The organism is Aureimonas sp. SA4125, from assembly GCF_019973775.1.
In the GTDB taxonomy this organism is placed as follows: Bacteria; Pseudomonadota; Alphaproteobacteria; order Rhizobiales; family Rhizobiaceae; genus Plantimonas.
Genome location: NZ_AP025032.1, coordinates 2,886,546 through 2,904,457, shown reverse-complemented (window position 1 = coordinate 2,904,457; position 17,912 = coordinate 2,886,546). Strand labels below are relative to the sequence as shown.

Here is a 17,912-nt window from a genome sequence, read left to right as displayed (position 1 = left end):
GGGGCGAACCGCGTCCCCGCATCAGGAGAACAGGGTTTGAACGACAAGCACAGCCCGCGTTACGGCGCCATCTATCCCAGTCTTCGCGACCGGACCGTCCTCATCACCGGCGGCGGCAGCGGCATTGGCGCCGAGATCACCCGGCATTTCGCGCATCAGGGGACGCGGGTCGGGTTCATCGACATCGCTGTGGCCGAGTCCAAGGCACTCGTCGAGGAACTGCGCGCGGAAAACTGCGAGGTTCTCTTCCAGAACGTCGATCTGCGAGACATCCCGGCGGTTCGTGCCGGCATCGACGCCATCCGCGCCGAATTCGGGCCGATCACCCTTCTCGTCAACAACGCCGCGCATGACCAGCGCGCGACGATCGACGAGATCACCCCGGAGTTCTGGGACGATCGGCAGGCCGTCAACCTGCGCCACCAGTTCTTCTGCGCCCAGGCCGTCTACAAGGACATGGCCGAAGCGGGCGGCGGCGCCATCGTCAATGTCGGCTCCTTCGCCTACATCGCCGGCGTCGAGGGGTTGACGCCCTACGTCGCTGCGAAGTCCGGCGTGATCGGGCTGACGCGGGGACTGGCGCGGGAACTCGGCGTCCACAATATCCGCGTCAACTGCGTTCTCCCCGGCTGGATCATGACGCAGCGCCAGCTGGACCTCTGGGTGACACCCGAGGTCGAAGCCGAAATCTTCAAGCGCCAGTGCCTGAAGCGCAAGATCTATCCCGCCGACATCGCCCGGCCCATCCTCTTCTTTGCCTCCGACGAGGCTGGCGCCTGCACCAACCAGTCGCATGTCGTGGATGGCGGCTGGACCTGAAGCGTTCGACGCCTTGGCGCGGCGGACACGGTCGGGTCCACACTGGCGGCCCGGAACGTCCCGCAGGCATCCGCTACCCAGAACAGTTCTCATACAGAAAGCGCCGTGAATGGCCCTCATCACCTATCTGACCCGCATCGAATTCGACGAAGGCGCGGTCTCCAAACTGCCATCGCTCCTGGAAGGTCTCGGCGTCGGCCGGCCCCTGATCGTCACGGACCGAGGGCTGGTCGCGAGCGGCCTGGTCGAGCGCGTCACCGGCCTTTTCTCGTCCAGGCCGTTGATCTTCGAAGATACGCCGGCCAATCCGACCGAGGACGCGGTGAATGCCGCCCTGACGCTCTACCGCAGCGAAGGCTGCGACGGAATCGTCGGCTTCGGCGGCGGCTCGTCGATCGATCTCGCCAAGGCCGTCCGGCTTTTGACCGGGCATGACGGACCGCTGGCGCAGTACACCGCCGTCGAAGGCGGCGCGGCGAAGATCCACGGGCGGATCTGTCCGATGATCGCGGTGCCGACGACGTCGGGCACCGGGTCGGAGGTCGGGCGCGCCGCCGTCATCATCACCGCCGAGGGCCGCAAGCTCGGCATCATCAGCCCGCACATGCTGCCGTCGATCGCGCTCTGCGATCCCGAACTGACTCTCGGGCTGCCGCCCTTGCTCACGGCCGCGACCGGCATGGACGCGCTGTCGCATTGCCTGGAAACGTACATGGCGCCGGCGATCAATCCGCCCGCCGACGCGATCGCCCTCGATGGCCTGAAGCGCGGCGTCGGCGCACTCCGGCGCGCGGTGTCCGACGGCAGCGACAGGACCGCACGCTGGGAAATGATGATGTGCGCGCTGGAGGGCGCCATGGCTTTCCAGAAGGGGCTCGGCGCCGTCCACGCGCTGACGCATCCGCTGGGCGCCGTGCGCGAGCTGAACCTCCACCATGGAACGCTGAACGCGGTGCTGACGCCGGCGGTGCTGCGCTTCAACCGCGCGGCGGTGGGCGAGAAGTGGGACGTTCTCGCCGGCATTCTCGGCGGCGAGCCTGACCGCGTCATGGCCGACCTCACGGCAAACATCGGGCTGCCCTCCGGCCTCGATGCCATGGGCGTCACCGAGGCGATGATGGAACATGTCGCCGGCGAGGCGCTGAAGGACCACTGCCACGCGACCAATCCCCGGACGCCGAGCCGCGCCGACTATCTCGATCTCCTGCACCAGTCGCGCTGAGGTCGGCTTCCTTGCCCCGGGCATTCGCCGCGACCGCGCCATGCGTCATGAAGGCGATCGCGGTCCGGCAGAGCGAATTCGGCCCGGCAGCGGCCGGCGTCGCCTTTTCACGCCGGGCGCATCAACCGGGTGAGGAGAGAGGTCAGCATTTCGGTTTCCTTGCCGCCGAGCCGCCCCGCCAGCCCGCGGGAGGGGATTTCCACAAGGCCGGTTAGCCGGGCTTGCAGAGCCTTGCCCTTGGTGGACAGAAAGATCAGCACCTTGCGCCGGTCCTTTGGCTCGGGGGCGCGGTAGACGAGCGCATTGCTGACCATGCGGTCGACGATCTTGGTCAGCGTCGGTGAATCGACGAGAACGGCGTCGGCCAATTCGCCCATCGCCTGACCGTCTCGGGACGTCAGGGTGCGCAGGATGCGGTACTGGTCGATCGGCACGCCTTCGGGCCGCAGCCGTTCCTCGATCTCGGCTTCCAGCCGCCGACTGACGCCGGTAATCAGATGGGCCAGTTCGTATGGCTGCGGGTCGGGTTGGGTCACTGGATCTCTCGACATTCAATAGTTGCCGTTTCAGGCATATTCAACCGCACCCCCCTTGAGCAAGGCTTTTGCGGGTGGTTGCCATCCTGAACTGTCGCAAAATTCTCCGTTTTCGATCTGCGAAGACCGTTCAGGCAAAAATGCCAGTGGGTCTGCCGTTTTGCGATGCAAAATGGCGACTGCCGATTATTTCATCGCTTTCCGGACGAGGGATGATCTGATGAGCCGACGGCAGTGGGATCGGCCGGCTGTCAGGCGCCCTGGGAATTGGCACGCCACCTGCATCGGCACCCGCGATTGCTTTGTCACTCGGTCGCGCCGCGACAAGTGTCAGGACGTCGACCCGGATAAGCGCAGCCAGGCTGCGGTGGTGGGCCGAAAGGGAAGACGGGAGGCTGGCGTGGTCACCATCGGCTTGCTCATTCCGCAGGAAGGCCCGCCCGGCATCTGGGCGCCGTCGGCCGAGGCCTGCGCGACGCTCGCCGTTCACGAGCTCAACGGGACCGGCGGTCTTTTCGGCCGCGAGGTCAGGCTCGCCGTGGTCGACGCCGGGCCCACCGCGCGGAGCGCCGCCGCTGCCGCGACCTCCGCGCTGGAGATCGATGGTGTGGACGCCATCGTCGGCATGATCCCGAGCTATGCCCGCCGGGCCATCGTCCAGGCGATCGGCGGGAGGATTCCCTTCGTCTATACGCCGCAGTTCGAAGGCGACGATCCCGACTGCCTGACGGTCGGCGAGACCTCCGACGATCTGCTCGTGCCCGGCATTGCCCATCTCTCCCAGGCGCTCGGCGCCCGTCGCTTCTTTCTCGTCGGCGACGATTATGTCTGGCCGCGCGGGACGTTCAGAACGGCAAAGCCCATCATCCGCGCGCATGGCGGCACGGTCGTCGGCGAAATGCTGCTGCCCTTCGGCTTTGCCGACTACGACCGCATCTTCGATGCGATCAGGGTGTCCGGCGCCGATGTCGTCCTGCCGTACTTTCTCGGGGCGGGGGCGATCAGCTTCAACCGCGCCTTTGCCGAGGCGGGGCTTGCGGCGCGGGTCCTGCGGTTCTGCTCGGCGATCGACGAGACGGTGCTCTACGGGCTCGGTGAAGATGCCACCGAGAATCTCTTCCTCTCGTCCGCCTATTTCTCGAGCATCCGTTCGCACAACAATGGCGGTTTTCTCGAGCGCTATCACGGTCTGTTCGGCGACTGTCCGCCGCCGGCCAACGCCTTCGGGCAGTCATGCTACGAGGGCATCCACTGTCTCGCCGGCCTGGTGCAGGCCGCAGGCGCCTTCGACGTTTCAGACATCCGGCGCCGGATGCGCCGCACCTTCCAGGCCAGCACGGCCCGCGGCGTCGACAGGCAGCCCGTGGCGGGCGCCAGGCACCCCATTCATTTCGCCCGGGTTGAGGGCTGTGACGTCAGGATCATGGGCCCGCAATAGTCCCAGTGCACTGCAAAAAAACTATTTGCAATTTCAAATATTATGATTTCAACTATCTGGGCGGCATGAGGCCGTGTTTCAAAGGGTTGTGCCATGAGCTATTCACGCCGCCAGTTTCTCCGCAGCTCGATCGCTGGCTCGGTCACCATTCTCGCCGCCCCGGCACTAATCTCGCGCCATGCTTATGGCGCCGATGATCCGATCCTGGTGGGCAGCCTGCACGATCAGTCCGGGCCGATCGCCGCGTCCGGTGTCCCGATGGTGGCGGCCCTCAATCTCGGGATCGAGGAGGTGAACGCCGCCGGGGGGCTGCTCGGCCGGCCGCTGCAACTCGTGCACTACGACACCCAGTCGAACATCCAGATGTATTCGCAATACGCTCAACAGCTGGCGGTGAAGGACAAGGTCGCGGTCGTGCACGGCGGCATCACCTCGGCCTCGCGCGAGGCGGTGCGTCCGACCTTCGACCGCTTCAAGGTGCTCTATTTCTACAACACGCTCTACGAGGGCGGCGTTTGCGACCGCAACACCTTCTGCACCGGCACGACGCCGGCCCAGACGGTGGAAAAGCTGGTTCCCTACGCGATGGGGAAGAGCGGCAAGAAGGTCTACATCATCGCTGCCGACTACAATTACGGCCAGATCACCTCGAAATGGATGGCGAAATACGTCAAGGACAATGGCGGCGAGGTGCTGTCGGTCGACTTCTTCCCGCTCGACGTCACCAATTTCGGCCCGACCATCTCCAAGATCCAGGCGGCCAAGCCCGATCTCATCCTGTCGGCGCTCGTCGGCGGCAATCACACCTCGTTCTACCGGCAGTGGACATCGGCCGGCATGAAGAGCCAGATCCCGATCGCCTCGACGACTTTCGGCCTCGTCAACGAGCCGTCGACGCTCGATGCCAGCGAGAGCGAGGGCATTCTGGGCGCCTATGGCTATTTCGAGGAGCTCACCACACCCGCCAGCACCGATTTCGTCGGCAAGCTCAGGGCGAAGACGCCCGATCTTCCTTACATCGCCGAGCTCGCGGCGGGGACCTATGAGGGGTTCTATCTCTGGGTCGAGGCCGTCAAGAAGGCCGGCGTCATCGACCGCATGGCGGTGATCGAGGCACTGGAGAGCGGCATCACCTTCGAGGGACCGAGCGGCAAGGTCGTGCTCGACCATGCCACCCATCACACCACGCGCAACGCCTATCTCGCCGAGGTCAAGGAGCGGAAGTGGTCGGTGCTGGAGACGTTCCCGGAAGCCAAGCCGCTCGATACGGCGGGCGTCTGCGACCTTGTCAAGAATCCGACCGACAACAAGCAGTACGTCATCGACGTCTGATCGGGCCCGCCTTCGGCGGCGGGCTTCCCGGCCCGTCGCTTCCGCTCTCAGGATCGCTGCACCCGGCATCGGCTGCCGCGCCCACGCCTAGCTGGAATATGCCATGGAACTTGCGGTCATCCTTGCGCTCGATGTCGTCAGCGGCGCGGCCTCGCTTCTTCTGCTCTGCCTCGGATTGGCGATCATCTTCGGCATGATGCGGATCATCAACCTGGCGCATGGCGAGTTCGTCATGCTCGGCGCCTATGCGACGGTGATCTCGACCAATGCCGGCGTGAACATCTGGTTCGCCATGCTGGTCATCTCTCCCGTCTTCGTCGGCCTTGTCGGCCTCGTCATCGAGCGTTGCCTGATCCAGTTCCTCTATGGCCGGCTGGTCGACACCATGCTCGCCACCTGGGGCCTCAGCCTTCTCATCATCGGCATCGTAACGACGATCTTCGGCAACACCATCAATGGCGTGCCGACGCCGCTCGGTGGCTTTGCCATCGGTGCCTACCGGTCGAGCTACTACACGCTGTTCCTCGCCTTGATGGCGCTGGTCGTCATGGCGCTGATCTATGTGGTGATGCGCTACACCCGCTTCGGCCTTATCGCCCGCGCGACGATGCAGAACCCGCAGATGGCGGCGGCGCTCGGCATCGCCCCGGCGCGCGTCTACATGGCGACATTTGCCATCGGTGCGGGTCTGACCGGCCTTGCCGGCGGCCTGCTGGCGCCGATCTCCGGCATCGTGCCGACCATGGGCTCGGCCTATGTCGCAAAAGCCTTCATCTCCGTCGTCGGCGGCGGGGCGGCGATCCTCTCGGGCACCGCCTCGGCCGCCGGCCTGTTCGGCACCATCAACCAGCTCGGCGCCTATTTCACCACGCCGGTCTATGGCGAGGTGATCCTCTTTCTGTCCGCCATCCTGCTCATCCGCCTTCTGCCGACAGGCATTTCCGGCCGCTTCTACAAGGGGAGCCTCTGATGCCCTCAACCCTCAAGAACGGCCTTCAGCTTCTCGCCCTCGTCGCCGCGATCGCCACCGTGATGATCCTGCCGAAGGTCATGGAGATGTTCGACCTGATGCAGCTGACACTGTTCGCGTCGATGGGCGTTCTCGCCCTCAGTCTCGGCTTCATCTGGGGCTTTGGCGGGATCCTCTGCTTCGGCCAGACCGCCTTCTTCGGCCTCGGCGCCTATGCCTATGCCATCACGGCGATCAACACCGGCGACTCCACCAGTGCGATTGGCCTCGCGATCCTCGTGCCGGCGCTCTTTTCCGCGGCGCTCGGCTATTTCGTCTTCTACGGCCGGATCAGCGACGTCTATCTCGGCGTCATTACGCTCACGGTGACGCTGATCCTGTTCAACCTCGTCAACTCCACCGCCGGCGACGAATACACGATCGGCACCGCCCGGCTCGGCGGCTTCAACGGCATTCCCTCCGTCCCGACCTTCAACATGCCCTTCGACCCATCCACAATCCTCGACATCGACCAGGCCTGGTACGTCACGGCCGGGGCGCTGATCCTCGTCTACGTGCTCCTGCGCATCATTCTCGCCAGCCCCTTCGGACGCGTCGTCGTCGCCGTCAAGGAGAACGAGGTGCGCGCCTCGCTGCTCGGCTACGATCCGCGCCTCATCAAACTCTGCGCCTTCGTCATCGGCGGCGCGGTGGCGGGTCTCGGCGGCGCGCTCTACGTCAACTGGGGCGCCTTCGTCGGGCCGACCATCTTCAGCCTGTCGCTGTCGGCCGAGATCATCATCTGGATCACCGTCGGCGGTCTCGGCACGCTGCTGGGCCCGGTCATCGGCTGCTTCATCATCCAGTACATCGTCGCCCAGATCGGCTCGCAGCAGGCGTTCAATTCGAACCTCGTGCTCGGTGCCATCCTCATCGCCTTCGTGCTGCTGCTGCCGCAGGGCCTTGTCCCGACCTTCAGCAATCTCCTGACAAAGGCCGGCCGCTTCGTCGGCGACCGCAGCCGGCGCTCCGCGGCGGAACCGACCCGCCTCGATGCCAGCCCGGTAGGAGCCGAGTGATGACCGAACTCGTCCCGTTGCTGCAGACGAAGAACCTCACGATGCGCTTCGGCGGCGTGGTGGCCAACAACGACGTGAACTTCACCCTCGGCGAGATGGAGCTGCGCTGCTTGATCGGCCCGAATGGCGCCGGCAAGAGCACCTTCTTCAAGATGCTGACCGGCCAGCTGACGCCGACGAGCGGCTCCATCGCCTTTCGCGGCAAGCCGATCGCCGGCGCCGCCTCGCATGAGATCGCCCGCCTCGGCGTCGGCATCAAGACGCAGGTGCCGAACGTCTTCAACGGCCTGACCGTGCGCGAGAACATCTGGATGGGCGCCCGCCGGCGCGCGACCCCGCGCCGGATCAAGGGCCTCGTCGACGAGGTGCTGGAGAAGATCCGCATGACTGGGCGCCAGGATGCCATCGTCGGTCAGCTGTCGCATGGCCAGCGGCAATGGGTGGAGATCGGCACCGTGCTCGCCGCCGATCCCGAGCTGATCCTGCTCGACGAGCCCGCCGCCGGCATGACCGACGATGAGACCGTGCGCACCGCCGAGATCATCAAGGAGATCAACCTCACAAGGGCGCTGATCGTCGTCGAGCACGACATGCAGTTCATCAAGATGATCGCCCGCACCGTCACCGTCTTCCACCAGGGCGAGATCATGATGGAAGCGCCGATCGACACGGTGATGCGCGATCCTCGCGTGCGCGACGTCTATCTCGGCAAGAAGGTCGCCGCCTGATGCTTACCGTCAAAGACCTCAGGGCCAATTACGGCCGCGTTCCCATCCTCACCGGCGTCAGCCTCGACCTCAGGCAGGGCGAGTATCTCGGCATCCTCGGCCACAATGGCATGGGCAAGACCACGCTGATGAAGACGCTGATGGGCTACCTGCCCGCCACCGGCGGAACGGTGACGCTCGACGGCACCGATATCACCCGCAAGCCCGTGCACGAGCGCTCGCGCATGGGTGTCGGCATCGTGCCGCAGGGCCGCGAGATCTTTCCGGCGCTCACCGTGCAGGAGAATCTGCGCATGGGGCTTGCCAGCGCGAAGAAGGAAGACCTTAGCGTCATCGACGCCGTGCTCGCCGACTTCCCACGGCTCGTGCGGCTGCTCGATCGGCGCGGCGGCGCGCTCTCGGGCGGAGAGCAGCAGTTGCTGGCGCTGGCGCGCTGCCTCTGCACCAAGCCGCGCATCATCCTGCTCGACGAGCCGACCGAGGGCATCCAGCCCTCGATCATCGAGGAGATCATCGAAACGCTGCTCGGCCTCAAGGCGCGCTGGGACATCACCATGATCCTGGTCGAGCAGAATCTCGACTTCATCACCTCGCTCTCCGACCGCGTTCTGACCATCCAGAAGGGTCGCATCACCGGCGAGATTTCCGCCGCCGACCTGGAGGACAGCGAGGCCATCGCCAGCCATGTCGGCATGAGCATGGCTTAAGCCTCTCACCGGCTCCTCCCGGGCCACGATCCCAGCGCAATCGACCATCGACCCCTCCTTTGGGGGAATGCCGACCCTTGCCCCGCGTTTTCGGAGTATCGTCCATGCACTTCAAATCGATCACGGCCCTCTCGGAAGAGCTTCGCCGCGGCGCGGTGTCGCCCGTCGACGTCACCGACCATATGCTGGCGCGAATCGAGGCGGTGGATGGGGCGAGCAAGAGCTACGTCACCGTGACCGCCGAGCGGGCGCGCGACAAGGCGAAGGTCGCGGAAGCCGAGATCGCCAGGGGACTCTGGCGCGGCCCCCTGCACGGCGTCCCGATCGCGCTGAAGGACATCATCTTCACCGACTTCGCCAGGACGACGGGCGGAACGCGCATCAACCAGGATTTCCAGCCGACCTACAGCGCGACCGTCACCGAGCGTCTGGAGAATGCCGGCGCGATCGTGCTCGGCAAGCTGAAGACGACCGAGCAGGCCTTTGCCGACCATCATCCCGACGTCGAGGCGCCGATCAATCCCTGGGGCGCCGATCGCTTTCCCGGTGCGTCGTCATCGGGATCGGGCGTGTCGATTGCGAAGGGCCTCGCCTACGGGACCCTCGGCTCGGATACCGGCGGCTCGATCCGCCTGCCGTCGGCAGCGAACGGCCTGACCGGCCTGAAGCCGACCTGGGGTCGCGTCAGCCGCTACGGCGTCTTCGCGCTCGGCGACACGCTCGACCACATCGGCCCGATGACGCGTTCCGCCGCGGATGCGGCGATCATGCTGTCGGCCATCGCCGGGCAGGACCCCCATGATCCGACGGCGCTGCGCGCTGCCGTCCCCGACTATCTTTCCTTTTGCGAAAAGGGGATCAGCGGCCTTCGGATCGGCATCCCGCATGCCTTTGCGACCGACGGAATTGCCGGCGAAGTCGTCGCGGCCTTCGAAGCCACGGCCAAAGCGCTGGCCGATCTCGGCGCCGTCCTCGTCCCGATCGAGTTCCCCGAATGGCGCCTCGCGGTCGAGAACTGGAACCTCCTCTGCGCCGCCGAGGCCGCCTGGGCACATCGCGAAACCCATCCGTCGCGCAAGGCCGATTACGGCACTGTCCTGTCCGACTTCATCGAGCTCGGCCAGTCGAAGACCGCCGTCGACATGGCGGGCGCCAACATCTCGCGTGTCGAATTCTCCGCCAAGGTCGGCCTGCTCTTTTCCAGCGTCGATCTGGTCCTGATGCCGACCATCCCGACGCTCCTACCGACGATGACCGAGTGGCGCGCGATGGCGGCCGAGGATTTCAGCCCGTACCTGCGCTTCACCATTCCGGCGGACCTCACCGGCGGCCCGACGATCACCTTCCCGGCGGGCTTCGACAGCAATGGCCTGCCGATCGCGATGCAGCTCTGTGGCCCGCATCTGTCGGAGGCCATGCTGTGCCAGGCAGCCTCCGCCTTCCAGCGGGTGAGCGAATGGCACCTCCGCCACCCGGCCGACTGAACCCGCCGCACCCTCGAGGCCGGCCCCGCCTCACAACTCCGCAGCTTCAGACATTCCCGTCAGCCAGTAAGGAAACAAGATGGCCATCACCCGTCCCTCGACCGAACAGGTCCTGGAAATCGCCGCCGATCTCGGCCTGACCTTCAGCACCGAGGAGGCCGAGAGCTACCTTGCGCTGATGCAGGCGAACTTCGATGCCTATGACGTCGTCGACGCCATGCCGGACAACGTCGCCAAGGTCGCCTATCCCCGCACGCCCGGCTATCGCCCTGTCGGCGAGGAGAACAAGTACAATGCCTGGTACTACAAGAGCGAGGTGAAGGGCGCTGCCAAGGGCAAGCTCACCGGCAAGACCGTGGCGCTGAAGGACAACATCTCCCTTGCCGGCGTGCCGATGATGAACGGCGCCTCGACGCTGGAGGGCTTCGTGCCGACCGTGGACGCGACCATCGTGACGCGTATGCTGGACGCCGGCGCAACGATCCTCGGCAAGGCCGTCTGCGAGCAGTTCTGTCTTTCGGGCGGCAGCCACACCTCCGATCCGGGACCGGTTCACAACCCGCATCGCATGGGATACTCCGCCGGCGGCTCGTCCTCGGGCAGCGGCGCGCTCGTTGCGGCGGGCGAGGTCGACATGGCGATCGGCGGCGACCAGGGTGGCTCGATCCGTATCCCTGCCTCGTTCTGCGGCATCTACGGGATGAAGGCCACGCATGGCCTCGTGCCCTATACCGGCGTGATGCCGATCGAATCCACCATCGATCATACCGGCCCGATGACCGCCAGTGTCGCCGACAATGCGCTGCTGCTCGAGGTGCTGGCCGGCGCCGACGGGCTCGACCCACGCCAGTACGCGCCGAAGGTCTCGGCCTATACCGAGGCGCTGGGGAAGGGTCCCAAGGGCCTGAAGATCGCGGTTGTGACGGAGGGCTTCACCATCGCCAACATGGACCCTGCGGTCGCCGACAAGGTACGCGCGGGCGCCGAAAGATTTCGAGCGATGGGCGCGACGGTCGAGGAGATCTCGATCCCCGAGCACCCGCTGACGGCTGCCGTCTGGCAGCCGATCGGCCTCGAAGGCCTGGTGCAGCAGATGATGCACGGCAACGGCATGGGCTTCAACTGGAAGGGCCAGTACGATGTCGGCCTGATCGACGCGCATTCGGCCTGGCGCGACCGCGCCGACGACCTGTCGAAGACGCTGAAGCTGTCGATGCTGGTCGGGCAGTGGGGGCTCACGCATTATCGGGGCCGCTACTACGCCAAGGCGCAGAATCTGGCCCGGGCAATGAAGGCGGCCTATGACGCGGTCTTCGCCGGATACGACCTGCTGCTGATGCCGACCCTGCCGATCGTCGCCTCGAAGCTTCCGGAAAAGGACGCCCCGCTGGAGGAGGTCGTCATGCGCGCGTTCGAGATGATCGGCGCCACCTGCCAGTTCGACGTCACCGGCCATCCCTCGATGTCGATCCCTTGCGGCCTCTCGGACGGTCTGCCGGTCGGCCTGATGCTGACGGCGAAGGATTACGACGAGAGCACGATCTACCAGGCCGCCGCTGCCTTCGAGGCCGATGGCGACTGGAAGAACTTCTGATGCTGACGATCTCCGCCATCATCCGCGTCAAGCCGGGGGAGGAGGAGGTCATGCGCGGCGGCCTCCTCACCGTGGCCGCCCACGTCGCCGCCAACGAGCCGGAGACGACCGGCTTCTTCGTCAGCCAGGACCTCGGCGATCCCTGCCTCTTCACCACCTATGAGCGCTTCGCCGACCAGGCGGCGATGGACCGGCACAACGGCTCCGACACCGTCGCCGCCTTCTTCGCCCTTGCAAAACCCATTCTCGACGGCGACGTCGTCCTCGTCACGGCGAAGGAAATCTCGGCCAAGGCGTGATCCGGCACCAGGCAGGTGCCCGAAGGCGGACAGGATGATGGTCGACCTCGCCTGGCCGGCCGGATCGTCCACGGCGAGGCCGCATATCGAGCCTTCGGAGAGGATCGCCATGAACTGGCAGCGCCGGCGTTCCGCCTTCCTTCGCCAGGATCGAGGCACATAATGTCAAAGTTGCCACTCCTCGAAATGATTGATCGAAAAAGCAACAAGTGCCTTGCTGAAGCCGTTCGGCAGAATACGAACTGTTTTCTGACTGTCTTGATGACGGATCCAGACGCGGATGCGAGCCTGAATTATTGCGGGAGATCTTCTCTCCCAGGGGGTGTCGTGCCGTTTTCTGTCTCATGTCGATTCAAATCTCAAATCTGGCATCGCATTTGCATTGCTTATCGCGACGGCTCGCGTTCCATGATGGGCGTGCGGCCAGTCGCGGTGATCGACGCGGCGAGGCGCCTCCGGGCGCGACCGTGCCAAGGACAGGAGCATTCAGATGACGCTGATGGAGACTTTCAAGGGACGCGCGGCGCGCGCCCTCTGTGCAGCCGGTCTTGCGCTGGTCGTCACCGCGCCGGTTCCCAGTTCGGCGCAGGAACTGAAGGAGGTCAACTTCAGTGAGGCGGTGCACAATCTCGGTTACATCAACCTCTATGTCGGGATTCATTCCGGGATCTTCGAGAAGCACGGGCTGAAGATGAACGTCTCGGCCGCCGGCGGCGACACGCAGACCTTCGCGGCGGTCCTCGGCGGCTCGGCCGACTTCGCGATCGGCGACGCGACGATGGCGCAGATGTCGCGCGAGGCGGGCGGACCGGGTGTCGTTGTCGGCACCGTCGTTCAGCGGGCGCACTATTTCGGCGTGTCGAAGAATCTCGAGCCGATCACCGATCCCAAGGCCTTCAAGGGCCTGACCATCGTCACCTCGCCCGAGCCGAACACGAACTATTCCGTCGCCAAGCGCATGCTGGAGAATGCCGGCCTCGTCGTCGGCACCGATACGACGATCCTCCAGGTCTCGCCGGGCACGGAGATCGCCGCGATGCTGGCCGGGCAGGCGGACATGGCCATCGCCTATCAGCCGAGCGTCGCGTCCGCCGTTGATCAGGGCGCCAAGGTCGTCTTCGACTTCTCGAGCTATGTCGGGCCGTTCTGCAATACCGGCATCATGGTGCTGCCGGAGACGATCGAGAAGGACCCGGAGATGGTCCAGGCGCTGGTCACGGCCTTCGAGGAAGCCTCGCGCAAGACCTATGCCGACCCTGCCTTCGCCAAGGAGGTCGCGCGCAAGGAGTTTCCCGACCTGCCGCCTGCCGTGGTCGATGCCGCGATCGACGCCCAGCTTGAATACAAGATCCCGGCCGAGACCGTCGTCGTCCAGGAAGACCAGTGGAAGAACCTGATGGACATGCAGGTCTACCTCAAGAACATCAAGGGGACGGTGCCCTTTGCCGAGATCATCGACAACAGCTTCGCCGAAAAGGCCGTCGCTGCGGTGAAGGGCTGATGCGGGCGGCGGCGCTGGTCGGCGACGTGCCTGTCGTTGCCTCGTCGGCGCCGCCGCTGGTGGCCCGGGGTCTTGCCAAGTCCTACGACGACGGCGAGAGCGAGATCCCGGTCATCGCCGACCTGACCTTCACGCTGAAGGCCGGCGAGATCGTCAGCATCGTCGGACCGTCCGGCTGCGGAAAGACGACCCTCCTCAACGTCCTCTGCGGACTGACCCCGCCGTCGGCCGGCAGCGTGGCCTGGTACGGCGAGACGCTGACCGGCATGCCGGCCCGCGCCGGCTACATGCTGCAGAAGGACCTGCTCCTGCCCTGGCGGACGGCGCTGGCCAACGTCACGCTCGGGCTGGAAATTCGCGGCAAGGTGGGCATGGCCGAGCGCGACAAGGCCCGCGTGCTTCTCGATCAGCTTGGCCTGCACGGCTTTGCCGACAGCTATCCCGGCACGTTCTCCGGCGGCATGCGCCAGCGCGTGGCTCTTGCCCGCACCTTCGTCAACGATCCCGACGTTCTCCTCCTCGACGAACCCTTCGCGGCTCTCGATTTCCAGACCAAACTCCTGATCGAGGGCGACACCGTGCGTCTCGTGCGCAACCAGGAGCGCGCCATGCTGTGCATTACCCACGACATCGAGGAAGCCGTCTCGATCTCCGACCGGGTCATCGTCCTCTCCCAGCGCCCGACGCGGGTGAAGACGGTCTACGACATCATCCTCGATGGCGACCGGACCGACATGATGGCGGCCCGGCAGGCCAAGGGTTTTACCGACTATGTCCGCGCCATCTGGGGCGATCTCGACGTGGTGGCGCGATGAGCGGCCTGTCGGACATTCCCGCCGCTGCGGCGGTCGCTTCCGGCGAGACGGGAACCACGCTATCCGGCGCTGGCGCTGCCGCGCGGCGGGGAGAGGCCCGCGCCCGGCGGCGGCGGGAAAGCGCGCTCGTTCTCGCCTGCCAGATCGGCATCCTCGTCGTCTTCGTCGGCGCCTGGGAATATGTCACGTCGCTGAGCCGCCAGACGGCGTTCCTGTTCGGCTCGCCCAGCGCGATCTTCACCTTCCTCGTGCAGATGGCCGGTGACGGCAGTCTCTGGCGCGACACCTACGTCACCGGCCTCGAGACTCTTCTCGGCTTCGGACTCGGCAATATCCTGGGAACGCTGATGGGCCTATCGCTCTGGTATTCGCGTTTTCTGTCGCGGGTCGTCCAACCTTTTGTCGTCGCTCTCGGCTCCATCCCGATCATCGCGCTGGCGCCCATGGTGATCATCTGGTTCGGGACCGGGCTCACCTCCAAGGTGGCCATGTCGACGCTGTCGGTCGTCGTGGTGGCGCTCGTCACCTCCTACAAGGGCGCGATGAGCGTCGATCCGGACCAGGTGAACCTCCTGCGCACTCTGGGGGCCCGAAAGTCGCAGATCTTCACCAAACTCGTCGTTCCCTCTTCGCTGAACGACATCTTTGCCGGGCTGAAGCTCACCGTCGGTTTCGCGCTCATCGGGGCGATCATCGGCGAATTCATGTCGTCCTCGGAGGGGCTCGGCCACGCGATCTTCAAGGCCGGGTCGCTTTACGTGATTCCGAAGGTCTTTGCCGCCCTCGTCGCCACGATCACCCTCGCTCTGGTTCTGACATGGCTCGTTGGCCGGTTGGAACGTCTTCTGAAACCTTGGCAGAAAACCCGCTGAGGCCCTTGTTCCCTCTGGAGTAGCAGTCCATGTCCACGCTCGTTTCCAAGGCCGGCAACATCAAATACGCCCTCTCGGGCAACGACCCGTTCATCGCGGCCATCGATCCCGGCGAGACGGTGACGGTGCAGTGCGCGATCAATATCAATGACGGCGTCATCCGCTTCGTCGGCCAGCAGCTGACGCCGGAGGACGTGACCTTGCCCTTCGTCAACGGGGCCACGGGGCCGATCGAGGTGAGGGGCGCCAGGCCCGGCGACATGCTGACGGTCGAAATCCTCGGCATGGAACTCGACACGATCGGCTTCACCGCGCTCTGGCCGGGCATCGGCATGTTTCCCGACTGGGTGCGCCAGAAGGAATTCGGCATGCAGACCCGCGTCGTCTCCGTCACGGACGGCGTCGTGCACTGGAACGACAGGGTCAAGCTGCCGATCCGGCCGATGATCGGCGTCATCGGCGTCGCGCCGGTGCACGGATCGGTGCTGACCGTGGACAATGGCACGCATGGCGGCAATCTCGATGTGCAGGAGGTTACCACCGGCAATTCGGTGATGCTGAAAGTGCACCACGAGGGTGCCCATCTTTTCCTCGGCGACTGCCATGCGATCCAGGGCGATGGCGAGGCGAACGGCATGGGGGCGATCGAAATCGCTGCGGTCCTGACCGTCCGCGTCCAGCTGTCGCCCGCGCCCGGGCGCCTCACCTGGCCGCGGATCGAGACGCCGACGCACATCTGCACCGTCGGCTGCGCCCGGCCGCTGGAGGACGCGATGCGGATCGCGTTCGAGGAAATGGTCTACTGGATGGAGGAAAGCTACGCCATTCCCGCCGCAGAGGGTTACATGCTGCTCGGTCAGATCGCCGAGGCGCGCTGCACCCAGGTGGTCAATCCCAAATACACCTACATCTGCAAGGTCTCGAAGGAGATCCTGGCGGCGTTCTGACGCGTCGGCGGCTGACCGCAAGCGGCGGTCGGCCCCATTTTTCGGTACTGGCGGCGAGAGACGCAGGCTCGGCCGGGGACAGGGCAGCACGGAAAGGCGCCGCCTGCCTCGTTTCCAGGCGGCGCAGGCTGCATTTCAGCAGCGGCCGGCGCGCAGGCTGGCGAAGCGGCCGGACGAGGCGCCCGAGCCGGCATGCCGGCCGGCCGAGACGAGGGGCGCGTCTTTCAGCGGGGTGCCGAGGCCGCATTCGCTGCGCGTGGCCTTGCTGCCCCCGGCCCAGCCGCTCCAGACGCCGCCGGGGTTGACCGCCTTGAGGTGGCCGATCAACACGCGGAGATGCTGATTTTCCTGCTCAAGCGTCCGCAGACGGCGGAGCGCGTCGGGCTGGAGACCGCCGAGCTGCTTGCGCCAGCGGTAGAAGGTCCGCGTCGAGATATAGGCGGTGGCGCAGATCTCCTCGATCGGGACCCCGGCTTCGGCCTCCTTCAGAAGCGACACGATTTCCGCATCGGTATGGTTGGAACGTCTCATCAGAAACCTCCAAGGTCGGTGAGGCGGGGCGGATAGACCTGCCCCGCCCGCCGCCATGCAAGCGCCATGCCGGACGCTTGCCCTCGGGGTGATGCGGTCGGCGTCAGAGAAAGCGTTTGTCGAGCATCATGTGGATACCCTTGTTGCCGTCGACGAGCTGGGTGACGCGCAGGTTTCCGGCGAGCGAGATCAGCATGTAGGCCTGGTTGCGCGTCAGCTTCGTTCGCGCGCAGACATGCTTGACCATCTCCGCCACCGCCTCCTTGGCGGCATCGTCGAGATCCTCGTTCAGCCCGATCGAGATGAGATGCGTCGCGCTTTCGGCGAAGGGTCGGTCGAAGTCCAGATCCTTGCGCACCGTCAGCCGGAACGTGCCGCTGACGCCGGTCTCGAGCGCCGTGATGCAGACCTCGCCGTCGCCCTGCACGCCATGGCCGTCGCCGGCATAGAACAGCGCGCCCTCATTGAAGACGGGGAGATACAGCGTCGTCCCCGGCCGCAGCTCCTTGTTGTCCATGTTGCCGCCGAAGGCGCGCGGCACGGGCGAGCCGCAGCGGCCCCAGGCCGGGGGCGGGGCGACGGACATGATGCCGAAGAAGGGATCGAGCGGAATCTCCGTCCCCCAGGGCATGATGCAGACCTGGCGCTCATGATCGATGACGGGGTGGACGGTCTCGTATTCGGTGAAAGCCTCCGGCAGCGTACCGAGCAGCGGCAGGATGGCGACGAAACCCCAGTCCATGGTCACGCCGACGTCGAGGATGTCGATCTGGAGGACATCACCGGGGGCAGCGCCCTTTACGTAGACCGGGCCGGTCAGGAAATGTGGACCGGGCCCCTGCGTCATCTTCTCCAGCGCTTCGAGATAGGCCGGCGGCACCATCTCGCGGTTGGCGGGCAGGATGTCGGCGCCGCCCGCCGGGAAGGAATGGAGGGTGACGATGTCGCCCGAGGCGATTTCGAGGACGGGCTTGGTCGTCGCGTCGACATAGCCCCAGACCATGAATTCGTGGCTGGCGGGGATTTCGTGGCTTTGTGGCATGCAGGTTTCTCCGGGGA

Annotated in this window: 18 protein-coding genes; 15 read left to right on the top strand and 3 right to left on the bottom strand. The window is 65.5% G+C overall.

All coding sequences use genetic code 11. The features are described 5' to 3' along the window. Nucleotides 1-36 precede the first annotated feature (36 nt). Complete coding sequence (locus Sa4125_RS13680) at nt 37-819, top strand: SDR family oxidoreductase (RefSeq protein WP_223998604.1); 783 nt, start codon at nt 37-39, stop codon at nt 817-819. A gap of 109 nt (nt 820-928) precedes the next feature. After that, a complete protein-coding gene (locus Sa4125_RS13675) occupies nt 929-2,041 on the top strand; it encodes an iron-containing alcohol dehydrogenase (protein ID WP_223998603.1) in 1,113 nt (370 codons plus the stop codon). Nucleotides 2,042-2,148: 107 nt separating this feature from the next. Here Sa4125_RS13675 and Sa4125_RS13670 read toward each other — a convergent pair whose 3' ends face one another. Next, nucleotides 2,149-2,577, bottom strand: coding sequence for a MarR family transcriptional regulator (locus tag Sa4125_RS13670; protein ID WP_223998602.1), 429 nt, complete (start codon nt 2,575-2,577; stop codon nt 2,149-2,151). Between the two features lie 400 nt (nt 2,578-2,977). Here Sa4125_RS13670 and Sa4125_RS13665 point away from each other — a divergent pair, with 400 nt between their 5' ends. The 13 genes from Sa4125_RS13665 (at nt 2,978) to Sa4125_RS13605 (ending at nt 16,322) form a co-directional block, all read left to right on the top strand. Beyond that, nucleotides 2,978-4,015, top strand: a complete 1,038-nt coding sequence (locus Sa4125_RS13665; RefSeq protein WP_223998601.1) for a substrate-binding domain-containing protein — start codon at nt 2,978-2,980, stop codon at nt 4,013-4,015. A 93-nt stretch (nt 4,016-4,108) separates the two neighbouring features. Beyond that, nucleotides 4,109-5,347: an ABC transporter substrate-binding protein gene (locus Sa4125_RS13660; RefSeq protein ID WP_223998600.1), complete on the top strand. Its 1,239-nt coding sequence runs from the start codon at nt 4,109-4,111 to the stop codon at nt 5,345-5,347. 103 nt (nt 5,348-5,450) lie between these two features. Beyond that, nucleotides 5,451-6,317, top strand: a complete 867-nt coding sequence (locus tag Sa4125_RS13655; RefSeq protein ID WP_223998599.1) for a branched-chain amino acid ABC transporter permease — start codon at nt 5,451-5,453, stop codon at nt 6,315-6,317. Beyond that, nucleotides 6,317-7,375 (top strand): branched-chain amino acid ABC transporter permease, encoded by a 1,059-nt coding sequence (locus tag Sa4125_RS13650; RefSeq protein ID WP_223998598.1) that lies wholly within the window; start codon nt 6,317-6,319, stop codon nt 7,373-7,375. Before Sa4125_RS13655 ends, Sa4125_RS13650 begins: the two co-directional genes overlap by 1 nt. Next, nucleotides 7,375-8,103, top strand: coding sequence for an ATP-binding cassette domain-containing protein (locus tag Sa4125_RS13645; protein ID WP_223998597.1), 729 nt, complete (start codon nt 7,375-7,377; stop codon nt 8,101-8,103). Before Sa4125_RS13650 ends, Sa4125_RS13645 begins: the two co-directional genes overlap by 1 nt. Beyond that, nucleotides 8,103-8,810, top strand: a complete 708-nt coding sequence (locus tag Sa4125_RS13640; RefSeq protein WP_223998596.1) for an ATP-binding cassette domain-containing protein — start codon at nt 8,103-8,105, stop codon at nt 8,808-8,810. Before Sa4125_RS13645 ends, Sa4125_RS13640 begins: the two co-directional genes overlap by 1 nt. A 104-nt stretch (nt 8,811-8,914) precedes the next feature. Beyond that, entirely contained in the window at nt 8,915-10,294 is a 1,380-nt protein-coding gene (locus tag Sa4125_RS13635) for an amidase (RefSeq protein ID WP_223998595.1), read from the top strand. Between the two features lie 79 nt (nt 10,295-10,373). After that, nucleotides 10,374-11,888, top strand: a complete 1,515-nt coding sequence (locus Sa4125_RS13630) for an amidase (RefSeq protein WP_223998594.1) — start codon at nt 10,374-10,376, stop codon at nt 11,886-11,888. Then, on the top strand, nt 11,888-12,187 hold the full coding sequence (locus Sa4125_RS13625) for an antibiotic biosynthesis monooxygenase (protein ID WP_223998593.1): 300 nt from the start codon (nt 11,888-11,890) through the stop codon (nt 12,185-12,187). The genes Sa4125_RS13630 and Sa4125_RS13625 overlap by 1 nt, the downstream gene beginning before the upstream one ends. A gap of 490 nt (nt 12,188-12,677) precedes the next feature. After that, the gene (locus tag Sa4125_RS13620; RefSeq protein ID WP_223998592.1) at nt 12,678-13,688 is read left to right on the top strand and encodes an ABC transporter substrate-binding protein; all 1,011 of its coding nucleotides are present in this window, start codon (nt 12,678-12,680) and stop codon (nt 13,686-13,688) included. Continuing rightward, nucleotides 13,688-14,503 (top strand): ABC transporter ATP-binding protein, encoded by an 816-nt coding sequence (locus tag Sa4125_RS13615; RefSeq protein WP_223998591.1) that lies wholly within the window; start codon nt 13,688-13,690, stop codon nt 14,501-14,503. Before Sa4125_RS13620 ends, Sa4125_RS13615 begins: the two co-directional genes overlap by 1 nt. Next, nucleotides 14,500-15,375 carry an ABC transporter permease gene (locus Sa4125_RS13610; RefSeq protein ID WP_223998590.1) on the top strand — a complete coding sequence of 292 codons (876 nt, stop codon included), beginning with the start codon at nt 14,500-14,502 and terminating at the stop codon, nt 15,373-15,375. The genes Sa4125_RS13615 and Sa4125_RS13610 overlap by 4 nt, the downstream gene beginning before the upstream one ends. 29 nt (nt 15,376-15,404) lie before the next feature. After that, a complete protein-coding gene (locus tag Sa4125_RS13605; protein WP_223998589.1) occupies nt 15,405-16,322 on the top strand; it encodes an acetamidase/formamidase family protein in 918 nt (305 codons plus the stop codon). A 135-nt stretch (nt 16,323-16,457) separates the two neighbouring features. Here Sa4125_RS13605 and Sa4125_RS13600 read toward each other — a convergent pair whose 3' ends face one another. Continuing rightward, nucleotides 16,458-16,853 (bottom strand): transposase, encoded by a 396-nt coding sequence (locus Sa4125_RS13600; RefSeq protein WP_223998588.1) that lies wholly within the window; start codon nt 16,851-16,853, stop codon nt 16,458-16,460. A 103-nt stretch (nt 16,854-16,956) separates the two neighbouring features. Next, nucleotides 16,957-17,895: an acetamidase/formamidase family protein gene (locus Sa4125_RS13595; protein WP_223998587.1), complete on the bottom strand. Its 939-nt coding sequence runs from the start codon at nt 17,893-17,895 to the stop codon at nt 16,957-16,959. Nucleotides 17,896-17,912 lie beyond the last annotated feature (17 nt).